The sequence below is a fragment of the Paenibacillus sp. FSL L8-0435 genome (genome assembly GCF_037965655.1).
Lineage (GTDB): Bacteria > Bacillota > Bacilli > Paenibacillales > Paenibacillaceae > Paenibacillus.
Genome location: NZ_CP150185.1, coordinates 4,657,520 through 4,673,552, shown reverse-complemented (window position 1 = coordinate 4,673,552; position 16,033 = coordinate 4,657,520). Strand labels below are relative to the sequence as shown.

Annotated in this window: 11 protein-coding genes and 1 pseudogene; 5 read left to right on the top strand and 7 right to left on the bottom strand. The window is 46.1% G+C overall.

Annotated elements, in window-relative coordinates; all coding sequences use genetic code 11:
* The first annotated feature begins 379 nt into the window (after window positions 1–379).
* Both NST33_RS20795 and NST33_RS20790 read left to right on the top strand, forming a co-directional pair.
* Window positions 380–562 carry a hypothetical protein gene (locus tag NST33_RS20795; RefSeq protein ID WP_339304900.1) on the top strand — a complete coding sequence of 61 codons (183 nt, stop codon included), beginning with the start codon at window positions 380–382 and terminating at the stop codon, window positions 560–562.
* 88 nt (window positions 563–650) lie between these two features.
* Window positions 651–1,100: a hypothetical protein gene (locus tag NST33_RS20790; RefSeq protein WP_339304898.1), complete on the top strand. Its 450-nt coding sequence runs from the start codon at window positions 651–653 to the stop codon at window positions 1,098–1,100.
* Window positions 1,101–1,351: 251 nt separating this feature from the next.
* On the opposite strand, the gene NST33_RS20785 is transcribed toward NST33_RS20790, so the two are convergent.
* A complete protein-coding gene (locus NST33_RS20785) occupies window positions 1,352–1,570 on the bottom strand; it encodes a helix-turn-helix transcriptional regulator (RefSeq protein ID WP_339304896.1) in 219 nt (72 codons plus the stop codon).
* Between the two features lie 113 nt (window positions 1,571–1,683).
* Here NST33_RS20785 and NST33_RS20780 point away from each other — a divergent pair, with 113 nt between their 5' ends.
* On the top strand, window positions 1,684–1,953 hold the full coding sequence (locus NST33_RS20780; RefSeq protein WP_339304894.1) for a DUF6809 family protein: 270 nt from the start codon (window positions 1,684–1,686) through the stop codon (window positions 1,951–1,953).
* A 141-nt stretch (window positions 1,954–2,094) separates the two neighbouring features.
* Here NST33_RS20780 and NST33_RS20775 read toward each other — a convergent pair whose 3' ends face one another.
* Both NST33_RS20775 and NST33_RS20770 read right to left on the bottom strand, forming a co-directional pair.
* A complete protein-coding gene (locus NST33_RS20775; protein WP_339304892.1) occupies window positions 2,095–3,456 on the bottom strand; it encodes a right-handed parallel beta-helix repeat-containing protein in 1,362 nt (453 codons plus the stop codon).
* Between the two features lie 662 nt (window positions 3,457–4,118).
* Window positions 4,119–5,609, bottom strand: a pseudogene (locus NST33_RS20770) (catalase); the annotation flags it as partial.
* A gap of 209 nt (window positions 5,610–5,818) precedes the next feature.
* On the opposite strand from NST33_RS20770, the gene NST33_RS20765 reads away from it, so the two are divergent.
* Window positions 5,819–7,783: an ATP-dependent DNA helicase gene (locus NST33_RS20765; RefSeq protein ID WP_339304890.1), complete on the top strand. Its 1,965-nt coding sequence runs from the start codon at window positions 5,819–5,821 to the stop codon at window positions 7,781–7,783.
* Window positions 7,784–8,035: 252 nt separating this feature from the next.
* Here the strand turns inward: NST33_RS20765 and cysK are convergent, their stop codons facing one another.
* Both cysK and NST33_RS20755 read right to left on the bottom strand, forming a co-directional pair.
* The gene (gene cysK / locus NST33_RS20760) at window positions 8,036–8,992 is read right to left on the bottom strand and encodes a cysteine synthase A (RefSeq protein WP_221822201.1); all 957 of its coding nucleotides are present in this window, start codon (window positions 8,990–8,992) and stop codon (window positions 8,036–8,038) included.
* Window positions 8,993–9,124: 132 nt separating this feature from the next.
* On the bottom strand, window positions 9,125–9,514 hold the full coding sequence (locus NST33_RS20755; RefSeq protein ID WP_221822199.1) for a hypothetical protein: 390 nt from the start codon (window positions 9,512–9,514) through the stop codon (window positions 9,125–9,127).
* A gap of 450 nt (window positions 9,515–9,964) precedes the next feature.
* On the opposite strand from NST33_RS20755, the gene NST33_RS20750 reads away from it, so the two are divergent.
* On the top strand, window positions 9,965–13,528 hold the full coding sequence (locus NST33_RS20750) for an S-layer homology domain-containing protein (protein ID WP_221822197.1): 3,564 nt from the start codon (window positions 9,965–9,967) through the stop codon (window positions 13,526–13,528).
* Between the two features lie 555 nt (window positions 13,529–14,083).
* Here NST33_RS20750 and NST33_RS20745 read toward each other — a convergent pair.
* Complete coding sequence (locus NST33_RS20745) at window positions 14,084–14,317, bottom strand: hypothetical protein (RefSeq protein WP_017687536.1); 234 nt, start codon at window positions 14,315–14,317, stop codon at window positions 14,084–14,086.
* Entirely contained in the window at window positions 14,314–15,351 is a 1,038-nt protein-coding gene (locus NST33_RS20740; RefSeq protein ID WP_051447360.1) for a nucleotide-binding protein, read from the bottom strand. Before NST33_RS20740 ends, NST33_RS20745 begins: the two co-directional genes overlap by 4 nt.
* Window positions 15,352–16,033 lie beyond the last annotated feature (682 nt).

Here is a 16,033-nt window from a genome sequence, read left to right as displayed (position 1 = left end):
AGAAACTTATTATTCTGTAGAAAGAAGTGATATTTTGGATAAACTTGTATTGAGTTATAAGAATGACAAAGGGTTATGTCCAAGTTGTAATGAGAAACTTAAATACGAGGAAGAGTGGGATAGACTTTTTGATTCTATGATGTTAATACGCCTCAGATGATTATGGTCGTTCAAAGGTTGTATAACGAAGATGTACCAAAATACACTTGTAGTAACTGTAATGCATCAGTATATGTCAGACCATAGCACCCATTGTGATGCTTTTTCTTATGTTTCAAACGAAAAGATGAATTTAATTAATCATTTCTGCAACCAATATGTTCCAAGAGCGTATATCATATCTAGCACGTTGTATCAGTGTTAGGGGAGGTGTAGTTGTATGAAGACTAATGCAGAAATGGCTTTGGAGATTACGTTAGCTGCTATTAAAGCCAGAGGAGAGGTTATTTCGCAAGCTTCTTCTCATAGAGGAGATTACATGAAGATGTACTTGAGTGACGAGGCTATAGCGGAAACTTTCAATTCGGTAGTTAAAATGATTGAATCTTCGCAAGCAGAATAACTGCTTATAGGCACCCATTGTGGTGCTTTTTTATCTAGAGGAAAAACCTGCTTGATATCGAATTACGATGAAGGGATGTGCAAAGACAATGAATTTTAATGAATTTTCTGATCTGGCGCAACGTGAAAGAATGGTGAGGGGCAGTACAACTATTACTTGGAGATTCCTAAATGCTATTAAAGAGTATATTCAGGATAGCGAGATTCAACTGTTCTATTTACAAGGATACTTGAAGAATGTGAATAATAAGAACCGATTTACGATTTATGTATTCACAGACAACAAAATAATTATATTTTATGAAAATAGCGACAATGATAGACTTATCTCAGCCAAAACCTATGATTATAGATATCTTCAAAACATCGATCTCGTTTTACCAGAATATTTTGACACTGGTGATTTTAGGATGACGATTTTATTCCAAGACCAAACTTCTATTATGCTCAGCTCTGAAGAAGACGCGAATAGCGAATGGGTGGAGTTCTATAACAATAATATTAAAGGTATTTGGGATTTACTAAGAAGGCACTCATAATAGAGTGCTTTTTTTGCTCTCATATCACGAAATGTGAGCCATTCTAAGCTTGTTTATATGAGAACGTACGAAGGGGCTGGCTACAAGGATCAGGCCATTGAAGAGCGGAGAACAGGCATTGAGTGAGCCTACGCATGCATATGATGGTCACCCAAACGTTGAAACCAACTCAACACAAATAGAAGACCTTTGCTATACTGTAATTTGGTAATGCATTTAGGTAGCCACGGGTATGTAAAACTCAAGGCGAATCACTTTGATGGATATGGCTTTCTTACATCCGTCCGATTCAAAAGATAATCGGTGCTGGTCTGATGGTAATCAGCCAACTTTATTAATATAGTTGTAGGAATATCCAATTCACCACGTTCATAGTTGCTATAAACACGTTGGCTACAGCCAAGATAGGTGGCCATCTGTGTTTGGGATAAGTCTTTGTCTTCACGCAAATTGCGTATACGAGCATACATGTTCATCACCTCACCAATATCATACTTTAGCGTGTTATCCGCTATTGATTTTTAGCGGAAAATCCGCTAAAGTATAGTGAGAATAGTTGGTAAAAAGACTAGGTGGGGATAACATGTCAAACCTGATCGAAGATTTGTTTCACGGGAACCTGCGGTTGGACGAGTCGATTCATCCTGAGCAGGCTGTGTATCAAGAGATCAATCGTCAAATATCGGACATGATGCAGAACTACAAAACAAATCTCACAGATACAGAATACGATGCTCTGGAGCAACTGATCGACTTGATTGGACAATCCACGTCGATGTATGTGGAAGCGGCATTTGAGCAAGGTTTTCGCACAGGTGGCAGACTCATTATTGAGGTTTTAGCCAAGCCGTGAGTATTTATCTATCTACCTCATAAGCCAGCGGCAGACAATACACAGCAATTCAAAAATCCCCTCCTCCATTACCACCGATCAGGCTGGCATGGGAGAGGGGATTTTGCTTTTAAATTATTCTTTTATCTTATTACTTACCACCTACCGCGCCCCAATATTCTTACCCGCTGGCGTACCCGAGCCAATCAGATCACTGCCACCCGCAAGCTTGAGGAAATTGCCCAGGACAGGCGTTCCGTCCGCGCTACGTGTTACCAAAGGCACGAGGGAGACAAAGTCGGCTGCGCTGGCGAGCAGGCCTTTGGCGTTCTCGCTTTTTTTGTTCTTCCACCAGACGTTGGTGCTGCTGACGTCGGTTCCGCTCGTTTTGTCGCTGGCGCCACCTTGGAAGGATAGGTTGTTGGTGAAGATATGGGTGCCTTTATCGAAGGCAAAGTTGCTTTGCCCGTTGTTCCAGGAGGTGTTATTTTTCATCTGAATCGAACCGGGATTGCTGTTATATGTGAAGCCGTGCTTTTTGTTATTAAACGCAATGCTGTTCTCGACGATATGATTCACCGCAATCTTCTCACCGCCCAGCTTGAAGCCGTTGCCATCGCTGTTGGAGGTGGAGGTGCCGTCTGATGTTGCCCCGTTCGCGTAGGCGATGCTGTTGCGGATCGTAACCGCGCCGATGGCGCCTGTGTCCGTTTTGCTATAGAGATCCCAGCCATCGTCCACGTTATAGGCGGCAATACAACCGTCGAAGATATTACCTGGGCCAACGGTCAGTTTGGCCGCAAAACCGTCGGCATCCTCACCGTCATCCGGGTCGTAGTTGTCATGGGAGTATGAGCGAATGACTTCGTTATAGGCAGGCCACTCACTCTTCGCTGCGGTGGAAGCATAACGTCCCATTTGAATACCTGTATCCCGGTTGTGATGAGCTTCGATCTGCTCCAGACGGTTATAGCTACCCCCGATGAAAATTCCGTTGTCGCCCGCACCCTTCACCTCAAGTCCTTTGACGAGCCAGTAGTCTCCAAACATTTGCAGTCCACGATTGGTGGAAGCGAAGGCTTGGGCCGAGAAATCAAAGACCGGTTTTTCCGATCCATACGCCACCAGGTTTTTACGTTGGCTCGATGTGCCGCTGTTACCACGTTCAATGGTAATGGTCTGGGAGAAGCTGTAGTTGCCGCCGCGTAGATAGATGGTCTTGCCTGGGGCGATCTGGGTCAATGCGTTAGCGAGTGACGTAGGGCTGTTCAGTGTTCCCGGATTGCTGGCTGAACCGTTAGGAGACACATACAGATCACCCGTAGCAAGTGCGATATTCGAAGTCGCCACCGATTCAGAGGGATTTTGCAAGCTGCTCTCGATCAGCTCTTCAGCACCAACCGATCCACCACCAATCAATAATAGAGGGAACGCGGCGCTCAGACAGATCTGGGCCATTTTCGACTTCAGAGAACGTTCGGATCGTACAGATGCATGAGTAGATGTTGATGGGAATAATTTCATTACGCAAACCTCCTTGGTTAATTGGGAATAGAATGAAGAGCATGTGGTAGCCGTGTACCAGGCCGTTACCTATGAGATAGATCATGCCGGCTGGTTAGATGCAATCTCTAGGACACAGCTTTATGGTAAATGTTGTAAGCGTTATCATCAATAATCATCTGATCAGATGGAGGTACATGCAGGCAGGTCAGGCCTGGAAGCTTCCAATGCCTGTAATATCACGGGGGTTATGTAATCTTTCCATTGGGTGATAGCTCTCATTTAACGAAGAATCATCTGAAATGAACGTAGAGAAGTACGCTTTTCCATCCCCAGAGCACAAGTCTTACCTTTGATCCACTCATATGAACTTCATTTAATTTAAAATAAATAGCAGCATGCATCCTGAAGTGGAGATTACACTCAAGCTAGTCATGAAAAAGCCCTGATAGCAGCTGCAACCGGCAACTTGACGATCAGGGCTATGCTTAATCCAGAACGTAATCTGCATATCCAAAATACTCACATATACTAACGTTGTCAGACTCATCAATCATCAGTCTAAACGCTGTCAATCTACCTTAATAACCGTCCGTCTCACGACTGCGTTTCTCTGCTTGCTCGACACTTGGTTCATGTTTCGGTTGGACCGTTGCACTATCATCGGTTGGAACAGAGGCTAACCCTTCAGAGACGCGCCGACCGTAATCCGCATCCGCTTGGGTGAAGTAAGAGATCATGCGCTCCCGGATATCCGGTTTGCATTGCGCCAATGCGCCAACCATATTGCTGATCAGTTCATCCCGCTCCCAATCCTCGAATGCCCGGTACGTATCTCCTGCCTGACCAAAGTCATTCGTACGTTCAATCTTCTCGCGGACAAGTCGACCTTCCACCAATGGTTCATGTTCCTTGCCACGAGGGGTTGCTTCCTTTAAGCCACCAAGCGACGAAGGTTCGTAGTTCACATGCGGATTCTGACCCGGTGCACGATCCACTTGATACTGCATCTGCCCACCGCTCTGATTCGTCGCTACCCGGTTCTTCGGTGCATTCACAGGCAATTGCAGGTAGTTTGCACCCACCCGGTGACGCTGGGTATCTGAATAGGAGAAGGTGCGCCCTTGCAGCAGTTTGTCATCTGAGAAATCCAGCCCGTCCACCAGGACACCTGTCCCGAACGCCGCTTGCTCCACTTCATTGAAATAATCCTCGGGATTACGGTTCAACGTCATTTTGCCCACAGGTAGAAAAGGAAACTGGTCCTGCGGCCACAACTTGGTTGGGTCGAGTGGGTCAAAGTCCAGCTCTGGATGTTCGCCATCTTCCATCACCTGAACGCACAGTTCCCATTCGGGATAGTCACCTTGTTCAATAGCGTGATAGAGATCCAACGTCGCATGATTGAAGTTCAGTCCCTGAATCTCGGTCGCGTCTTTTTGCAGCAGGTTGCGTATCCCTTGATTGAGCGGTTCCCAGTGATATTTGATGAGCACGCCCGTGCCTTCCTGATTGACCCATTTGTATGTATTAACGCCCGAGCCTTGCATCTGCCGATAATTGGCCGGAATTCCCCATGGAGAGAAGAGGAATGTCACCATATGGGTAGCTTCAGGGCTCAGCGAGACAAAATCGAAAAACCGCTCCATATCCTGTGCATTGGTTAACGGGTCGGGTTTGAAGGCGTGTACCATATCCGGGAATTTGAGCGGGTCGCGAATGAAAAAGATTTTCAGATTGTTACCCACCAGATCCCAGTTGCCATCTTCGGTATAGAATTTTACAGCAAACCCGCGCGGGTCCCGAAGGGTCTCCGGTGAGTGCCCACCGTGAATAACGGTAGAGAAGCGAACGAATACCGGCGTTTGCTTGCCTTTTTCCTGAAACAGACGTGCACGTGTGTACTTTGATACAGGTTCATCCCCGGCCGTTCCATATGCTTCAAATACGCCATGAGCACCAGCGCCGCGGGCATGAACCACCCGTTCTGGAATACGTTCACGGTCGAAGTGAGTAATCTTTTCGAGAAAATGATAGTTCTCCAACGTAGTCGGTCCGCGGCTGCCAACGGTTCGTACATTCTGATTGTCCGTGATCGGATGACCTTGTCGATCCGTTAATGTCTCAGCTGATTTGTCTGAGGAATGCTCTGGTTGTGAAGACTGATGATTCATGGGTTGGAGCACCGCCTTTCCTTAAAGTGGATTCCTGTATATATTTTCCCTGAAAATTGGTTCTATACATTCAACCTTGCAAATAACCTAACAAAAAAAGCTTGTCACCGGCCTCGCCGCGTGAGATAATTAACTTTTGCCCAGCGGCCTTTTTGGAACGGAAAATTGAAATTGGACCGCTTTGTCTAAGAATGGAGGCTGACCTAGGATTGTCTACACAACGTTATCCTTTTGCATATGATCCGGCTGAACCTTTTGTATCCCGTCTGGGAGAATGGGTTGCCGATGTTTTTTACGATATTTTGCCAGAGTTCGGCTTCGAGGTACGGGATGAACAGATTTTTATGGCGTACCAGCTCGAACGGGCCTATGGAGATAAAAAGACCATTATGGCTGAGGCCGGTGTCGGAACAGGCAAGACGTTAGTCTATCTGCTCTACGCGGTCTGTTATGCACGTTATACGGGCAAACCAGCAGTGATCGCCTGTGCTGATGAGTCTTTGATTGAACAGCTTGTGAAGCCCGGTGGAGATATTGCGAAGCTGGCTGCACATCTGGACTTGGAAGTGGATGCACGTCTGGGTAAGTCACCGGACCAGTATGTCTGTCTGAACAAATTGAGTGCGGTGCGATTTGCGGATGAAGATGCACCTGTCATTGAAGAAGTGCATGAGAGCCTACCGGATTTTGTGAACACGCCGGGTACACTTCAGGCTTTCCATCCGTATGGTGACCGCAAACAGTATCCGCATCTGAACGATCGCCAGTGGAATAAAATCAACTGGGACCCGTTCCAAGATTGTTTTGTTTGTCCAAAAAGACAACGCTGCGGCCTGACGCTGTCGCGTGACCATTACCGTCGTTCCAAAGACATCATCATCTGTTCCCATGATTATTACATGGAGCATGTGTGGACCTATGATGCGCGCAAACGCGAGGGACAATTGCCACTCCTGCCTGATCACAGCTCAGTTGTATTTGATGAAGGACATCTGCTGGAAGAAGCAGCCCTGAACGCACTGAGCTACAAGCTGAAACACCGTATCTTTGAGGAACTCGTCACTCGCCTGTTAGAAGGAGAGATTCGTGAATCCCTCGCGGAGTGTGTAGATGAAGCGATTGAGAGCAGTGAGCGACTGTTTGCGTTGCTGGATACGTATACGGTGGCAATTCCGGGATCGGAACGGAAAGAAGTTCGGGTAGAAGCACCGCTTCTGCGTGAGATTGAACGTCTGACGAGTGTGCTGGATGCGATTGGCGAAGAACTGGTATTTGAGAGCGGATTGTTCTCGCTGGATGGTTATCAGATGCGTGTCGTGGAAGAACATCTTGATATGATTCAGTCTGCGCTTGCCTTGTTCCGCAAGGAAGATGGTTACATCTGTTGGGCGGAAGAGAGCGAGGATGAGACGACCTTATCGATCATGCCGCGCACTGTGAAGGAAATGCTGAACGAGCGTGTGTTCAACACAGGTATTCCAATCGTGTTTTCCTCTGCCACGTTATCTGTGGACAGTTCATTCCGTTATGTGGCGGACAGCCTGGGCATTGATGATTTTGTATCATTCTCTGTGGCTTCCCCGTATGATTATGCGGACAAAATGAAGATGAAGATTACAGACGAAGCTGTGCCGGGTCACCCGGAGAACGAAAATCGTATGCGGGACGCGGTGTCTATGCTTCAGGAGAGTGGAGGACGTGCGCTGATTCTGTTCCGAACGATGGAAGAACTACGGGCATTCAAACAGGACATCGTTCATGTACCTGAAGCAGAAGGTTTGCGCTTTATGTATGAGGGCGATCGGGAGATCAGTGATCTGATCGCGGCGTTCCAGCAGGATGAGGAAAGTGTGCTGTGCTCCGTTAATCTGTGGGAAGGTCTGGACGTTCCAGGTCCGTCATTATCCAATGTCATGATCTGGTCGCTTCCGTATCCACCACAGGACCCTGTCTTCAATGCAAAACGCAGTGCGTCGGCAGCACCATACGAAGAGATCGATCTTCCGTATATGCTCTTACGTGTGAAGCAAGGTCTCGGACGTCTGATTCGGACAAGCACGGATTCCGGTTCTGCGGTCATTCTCGATGAATCGCTGTATACCAAAAAGGAAGCCAAAGACCGCATTGCGGCCCTGCTTCCTGAAGGTGTGGAATGGACAACCCTGACACACTAACCAGCTTAGGTTAAATGTTCTTGATTTATTTTTGATGATAAGGTTTCTTACCAAAATAAGTTCTTGTTCTCTGCGGATTCACCATCCGTAAGTGAGCAAGGGCTTTTTTTTATTTTGATGGTTCCTCCAATGTACTTCGCTTCCCCTTTTTTTTGAGGGATTTTCCCAACGCTAATAAGGGAGGACCTCTGTCATGCTCATGACTTATGTGACATGGAGGCCCCTTTTTGATGTGTATAGATGTTTGCTGTGTTAAAAAATATCCATGCTCAGATACCGTTCCCCGGTATCCGGCGCAATGCAGAGCACCCGGTGCCCCGGCCCCAGTTCCTTCGCGATGCGAAGGGAGGCCCACACCGAAGCGCCAGAGGAAGGGCCGAGCAACAGCCCTTCCCGGGCAGCAAGCTGCCGCATCGTATCCAGTGCGTCCTCATCGGACACCTGGATGATGGCATCCCACACGTCGGTATTCAGGATGTCCGGAATGAACCCCGGACTTGTACCGACGAGCTTGTGTGGTCCGGGCTCGCCACCGGACAACACCGGAGAGCCTTTGGGCTCCACCGCATAGATGCGGATATCGGGTAACTGCTTGCGCAGTTCTTCTCCCGTCCCGGTAATGGTTCCGCCGGTTCCCGCCGTAGCGATGAAGGCGTCCAGCTTGCCATCCATCTGCTGAATAATCTCGGGAGCCGTTGTGATCCGGTGAATGTCCGGGTTCGCCTGATTCTCGAATTGCTGCGGAATGAAACTTCCAGGAATATCTGCCTGAAGTTCTTTCGCTTTGCGAATCGCACCAGGCATCCGTTCCGCAGCAGGGGTGAGCACCACATCTGCGCCGTAGGCTTTCAGAATGTTGATGCGCTCCTTGGACATATTGTCCGGCATGATCAGAATGGCTTTATATCCTTTGGCGGCGGCATTCATCGCAAGACCAATCCCGGTATTGCCGCTCGTCGGTTCAATAATGGTAGCACCAGGGAGCAAGTGTCCCGCACGTTCAGCCTGAACGATCAGGTTGTAGGCGGCACGGTCTTTGACGCTGCCACTCGGGTTGAAGTATTCCAGTTTCACGTATACGTCAGCGGAGTCGCTGCCTGTGAGTCTGTTCAGTTTAACGGCAGGTGTCTGGCCGATCAGTTCGGTTACATCTGCGGCAATGCCTGTATGTGCGGGTGTTTGTTTAATCGAATGTGTATTCAATTCCATGAAGTACAGCTCCTTGATTGATAAGACGTTGAGAGTATATCCAGTTTGAATTATTTCATGCCTTATTGGATGGTTGGATATCTCTTCTCCATCTTAATGAACGTAACCTTCTGTGGTCAACCCGTTCAATTGTCAAACCTGTTGTGTCAAATCCATCTGCAGATGGAGACTCAGCTCTTTTTTGACCTCATTGCGTGCAAATGTCCAGAGCATATAGAACCGTTGCATGTATCCCCTGCACAAATAAACGGTTTCGATGCCATCCTTTCCCCGCGTTTCCTCCAGAACTTTTACTCCACGGGTTTTCATCTGTTTGCGTAGTCCCAGCATCTCCTTAAGTACTTCGTTCTGAATGCGGGTGAGCGACAGAATATAGACCTCAGGCATTTTTAGAAGCAGGGTATCCAGAGTTCGAATATCCCGTTCCAGTACATCCAGCAAAAGCGTACGCACAACCATCCCCTTGATCAGACGATGATCTTCATCCGCAGGAGTTGGGGCTGAAGTGGAAGAGGAGGCCATATGTTCACTTCCTTAAACATAAATATATCGTTCTATTCCGGAACAAATGTTCCTGTTTATATTATAGTCAGCATATTCTTGAACCATGCAGGTTTCAACCTGAAAATATTTACATTCTCTCTTAAAGGTAGTTTGAATCATTTGAAAGCCCTTATGGGATAAGGAATATACGCAATTTCACATTATCGAAATGCAAAACATGAAGGAGAAGTTACTCACCATGTTTAGAGTTTGTTTATAGTAGCTCGTTATAATATCTTTAAAATTTCAAACCACATTGAAAGGAGTACTAATATTTTAAAAAATACATATTCAACAAGTGTACGTTGGATGAAAATACGACCAAAGTAGTAGATTAGCTCTCAAATAGATATGTAGGTTGCGACGGGAATCGAGCTGGATGAAGCAGAGTATCGCATTTAAATAGGAACGAACGGAAGGATGATAGTGATGAACAAGCGCTTACTGCAGCCTAAAAAACTGATAACGATGTTAATTGTGGTTGCTTTATTATTTGGAGGATTTCCAGGATTTCAGACGTTGGGCGTAGAACAAGCCCATGCAGCAAGTGGAACGTGGACAAATGTAGGAGAGGCTGGCTTAACATTAGGGCAGGCGGAGAATATTACGTTGGTTTTTGATCGGGAGGGTACGCCGTATACCGTATTTAAGGATGGAACCAAAGGCGGGAAAGCAACGGTTCTAAAATATGTTTCTGGAGCATGGCAATCCTTAGGTCCTGCAGGTTTCTCTACTGGCGAGATACATAACACCTCATCGCTCGCATTTGATTCTCATAATACTCCATACGCAGCTTATCAGGATGGTGATAATGGAAGTAAAGCAACAGTTATGAAATTTAGCGGAGAACAATGGGAGATTGTGGGTAGTGTTGGTTTTTCTGCAGGAGCTGCAGTTTACGTTACACTTGCTTTTAGTCCTGATGATACCCCTTACGTTGGTTACCGGGATCATGCTGCAAGTACTAAAGTGACGGTGAAAAAATTGAATGGAAATCAGTGGGAGACCGTTGGAACGGCCGGCTTTACGACAGGTGTTGCACTAGAGATGTCCAAACTTATTTTTGACGCTAACGGAATTCCTTATTTTGCTTTTAAAGATTCAACAAATAATAAATTGACTGTCATGCAGTTTGCAGGTGGCTCATGGAAAAATGTAGGAAATGCAGCATTTACAGCAGACTCAGCATCTTATCCGTCCCTAGCGTTTGGTCCGAACAATGTACCTTATGTTGCATTTCAAGACGGTTCTAAGAGTTATAAAGCAACTGTAATGAAACTGAATGGTAGCCAGTGGGAAGTGGTAGGGACTGCGGGATTCTCATCTGGAACACTCAACAGTATGTCTTTAGCTTTTGACCCACAAGGTGTGCCTTACACGGCTTTTAAAAATCTTGTTAATTTTAGCATGGAGCCACAAGGTGTGATGATGAAGCTGGACGGGAATCAATGGAATGTTGTTGGCGGAAAGCCGTATTCCGCAGGTTCGATTAACGAATCTTCCCTTGCCTTTGGACCGAATGGAATGCCTTATGTTGCTTATGCGGATGGCAGTCAAGGGAATAAAATGACTGTCATGACACTCTCTACGGAACATTCGGTGACTTACAATGCCAATGGTACGATCACGGGTAGTGTTCCGGTGGATAATCAGAAATATGAAAAAGATACAGCGGTGACAGTGCTAGATAACACAGGAGTGCTTGAAAAGGAAGATTATCAGTTCATCGGATGGAATACATCCGCAGACGGCAGTGGAACCAGCTACAGCGCAGCAGACACATTCTCCATGAATGATAGTGACGTTACGTTATATGCACAGTGGCAACCGCTTTATGTGAATATTGGTTTTGAATCCAATGGTGGATCGGAGGTTGCTGCTCAAAAGGTGGACTATAACAGCCCAGCAGTAAATCCGGATATTCCGGAAAAAGCAGGATATACGTTCTCGGGCTGGTATCAGGATAGCCAACTGCTTCAAGCCTTTGACTTCAATACGAATCTGACGCAAAATATTACACTGTATGCGAAGTGGAAATCATCGACAGCAACACTTTCCAGTCTGGTAGTGAGTTCGGGTCAGTTGACACCTGATTTCTCTGCAGATGAACTCGATTATCGCGTAGATGTGGAATCTGATGTGACAAGTCTAAACGTGTCCTTGGGCAAAGCAAATGACGGACAAGTAGTACAGGTAACAGGTGTTACAGATGAAACCGTGACGGATGGTATATACACATACACAGTTACGGATCTAGTATACGGCTCAAACCTTGTAAAGATTAATGTTCAGGCGGAGGACGGTACGAGTAACGACTATAAACTTAACATCAATCGAATTGACATCACCAATGCCAAGCTGAGTGAAATAACTCTACCGTCGATCACGTTAACTCCAACATTCAATCCAGATGTAGAAATTTATGAAGCGACGGTCAGTAGTTCCGTTAGCACGACTGAAATTAGCGTTAAACCCGATCAAACGGGAACCACAGTGAAAATTAATGGTATCAGCGGTAACAGTACAGTCTTGCAATTAGTCAGTGGTATGAACACAATTACGATCGAAGTGACTGCATTGGATGGAGTAAGCAAGAAAACATATACGCTGAACATCAAGCGCAATACTGATAGTTCAGGCGGGTCGGCTGGCAATGGAAACTCCGGAGGTTCCGGTTCTGGTGGAAGTAGTGCAGGTGCACCAGTGACTAATCCCATCGTAACTCCGCCATCCACAGGTGCTCAGGTACTTGTGAACGGTAAAGCCGAGAACGCTGGAAGTTTAGCGACTACTGAAGTGAACGGACGAAAGGTTGTAACCCTTTCAGTGGACGCAGCTCTCATTGCACAGAAACTTCAAACCGAGGGGAACAACGCCATTGTGACGATCCCTGTGACAGGTAATGGCCAAGGAGATCTGGTTATTGGTGAACTGACGGGGCAGACAGTCAAACTGATGGCTGACAAACAAGCCGTATTGGTGCTTCAAACGGATATTGCTTCGTACACGTTACCTGCACAGCAGGTTAATATTGAGAAGCTCGTGCAACAACTGGGTATGAATTCTGACAATTCCTTGGAGAACATCAAACTGCAAATTGAAATTACACAGCCGACAGAAGCAGTCATACAGACAGCACAATCAGCAGCTCAGCAAAATGGATATACTCTTCTGGGATCACCAGTTGATTTCAAAGTAACAGCCACCTTCGATGGCAAATCCGTGAGCGTGGATAAGTTCAATAGTTATGTATCGCGTACGATTGCATTAGCAGCGAACGTTGATCCAAATCAGATCACCACAGGTGTTGTAGTGGATGCAGAAGGAACTGTGCGCCATGTACCCACAAAAATTACACAGGTTAATGGGGTATACCATGCGCAGATTAACAGCTTGACCAACAGTGTGTATGCCGTTATTTGGCACCCGCATACCTTTACTGATGTAGCCCAACACTGGGCCAAGACAGAAGTGAATGATATGGGTTCACGTATGGTTATCGAGGGAATCACGGACACCACATTTGAACCGAACCGCGGTGTTACACGTGCAGAGTTCGCTGCTATCCTGGTACGTGGATTAGGATTAAAACCTGGAGAACTGCTTAACTCCTTTAACGACGTAAGTGGAAGCCAGTGGTACGCGGGTGCTGTGAACACAGCGTCCAGCTATGGCCTGATCGATGGATATGAAGATGGAACATTCCGTCCACAGGCACAGATTACTCGTCAGGAAGCGATGGCGCTCATAGCACGGGCTATGACAGTGACTGGAATGGAACCAGCTGCGTCTGCCGGGAACGTTCAGCAATGGTCTGATTACGCAGATGCTGAGCAAGTAGCAAGTTGGGCGAAGGAAGCAGTAGCATCGAGCATCTCCACTGGACTGGTGTCCGGACGTGGAAAAGATACCATTGCTCCGAATCAATTGATTACCCGTGCCGAAACAGCTGTGATTATACGCAGATTGCTTCAACAGTCTGGTCTGATTTAGACATCTCCAACTTATAGTACGAAATAATGACTAATGAAACAGGCAGCGCGAGGTTATGCGTTGCCTGTTTTTTTGTGTATGAAATTAAAGTCTACTCAACTTTTATTGAAATTCGTATAGGTCAAAATATATTTTTCTTTTTTATTTACAGAACATATGTTCTTATATTATAATTGAAAATAGCAAGTAGTAGGAAAGACGTGAACTATTACGATCATTACTCGTTTTCTTTAGTTTGCTGAAAGCAACAAACAGGACAAGCCTGCTCCAAAATAAGGTATAATTTATGGGTTTTGCAGGAAACCTAAGGCCATAAACCAAATAAGCCTTATGCAATGCAGTCTGCTACAGAAGTGATTACAAGCAATGAATTACTGCAATGAATTGTAATAATAATGATTCAAGGATGCCTTGCCTTAACACGATGGCACCAGGTCAACGAGTGGAAGCAGCTTTATTTTAGCGAAAATGAGCAACAAAAAAGCCCCTGCCTTGGGCGGCGGGGCCTATGGAATACTGCCGATTCAACGGCAGGTTTGATGATGTGTTCAGAAATTAAGCAAGATATTGAGGTTTTTCGTAGAACGCCTCTTTTTCAAGGATGACCTTATAAGGTCTTTCCTTGCCCTTCAGGGAGGGCCCAATGGTAGTTAGCGGTACGGCCGGCTTGTGGAAACGATCTTCTTCCTTGGGTTCCGGAACCGGTCGTGATGATTCGGGCGCAGAACTGAGGCGTACCTTTTTTTCGCTGCCCCAGCGCTTGCTTATTTTTTTCGTTTCCGGTTTCATTCCGGTTCGCCTCCTAACAAATCGTTGATGGCGTTGAACAGTTGACGATTCTGTAGGTCAATCTGCTGAAATACCGCCTCATCCGCTTCAATATGTCCAATAATGTGAACGGTGATTACATACCTCTTGGCTACAGGATAGCATAGCAGATACTCTTTCTCAAGGTAATCATCATACAGGTTGATCTTGATTTTATTCTCCCGGTAAGAATCAATAACCAGGATGCGCTTGGGATCATCCGGTTGTTTGTCGTCATTAGCGGACAAGTCATACTTTCTCCCCGGTTCTCCAACATTACCACATAATTGCTCAATATAACCACTGTCATCTGTACGGTATATGGCTGTGCCACGTACAGCGAATGGAGGATGAGAGACAAAGGCAGTACGCAAGGCATCGCTCATTCGCTCCAGCATCTTGGCATCTGCTTTGCGGGTACGTAGCAATTCCCTAAAGAACCGCAGCAACTTAAGCAGTTGTAACCTCGCTTCTCCCTCAGTGCGTTTATGCTTCTCAATGATGTTCTCCAATTCTGGATCACTCCAGCGTCCTTGTTCCTCAATACTGTCTGCGATTTTGGAACATGCCACGGACACGGCTGGTGCCCACTTTCCGTCAGAACGGATTTCATATACGAGTGGATTTAACCCCAGCAGATCTGTGGGCATACGCAATCCTTCGACCTTGGTTGTGTCCTTGATGTCTGTAATATCCTCAGGAAGAATGAAAAAAATACGTTTTCGTCCCAGACGACCCATAAACAGACCCATTTCCAGCATTGTATTATCCCGGACTGACGCGTAGTACTTTCCGCGAATTTTGGATATATCATCCGGATGAAAAATAAAAATGGCAAAGTCAGTCGTGCGGACCTCTACTTCCAGATCGTCCATGGTATAGCTGCTTGGATTAAAAACCCCGGAATACCAAGGGGTAACTTCGGCTGAAAAACGTAAGTTTTCGTGTACTGCGGCTGCAATCGGCTTCGCTTCCAGCGAGCAGCCAATAAAGACTCTTGGCTTTAACGTTTTCATCAATCCGCCTCGCTTAAACGGTAGTGGGATTCAATTGTTATATTATACCATAAACAGCAGAGTAAGTCTGGAAACGTCTGAACTGGACAAAGAATAAGCCGATTACGTTTTGCTATAGTGTATGTGTGAAAGGAAAATGATTCCTTTAAAAAGCGCAAGAAAATAAAAAAAGGCCCCAATTTGTCACAGTTGGGTGACTGACAGTTATTTTTGGAAGCTTTGGTCATAGAATAAAGGAGCAGGTTGCACCATTAGCAAGCATTGCTTATCCTGGTGTTGCCGTATGACTGCTGGAGCAGTCCAAAGGCTGCTTTATGCCTGTTTTTGAGGGGTCTGCTGTTTAGACCCGGTCACGTTGGTGTTATATAATAGAAGAACAAGCAAGTTAGCTTTGGTGTTTAAACTGAATGAACTTGCAACGGCTGTAAGTTGGATTTACAATTTACACAGGAACGAAGAGTGCAGAACCCATCTGTAGAAGCGAAGCGTTCGCCTGAAAGCTTTTTGAATGAAAGCAGCTTCGGAAGCATAGGCTATCACCGGATTTTCCCCAGAGGGAAAAATGGAATTCCAAAAATTCGGGGATAACCGCGATCGAAAGAGGGTACTGTAATCCAAGTGTAAGTGTACAATTAAATGTTCAAGCTTATGCATTGTAGTTATTTTTCAGTTTAACTGAGCA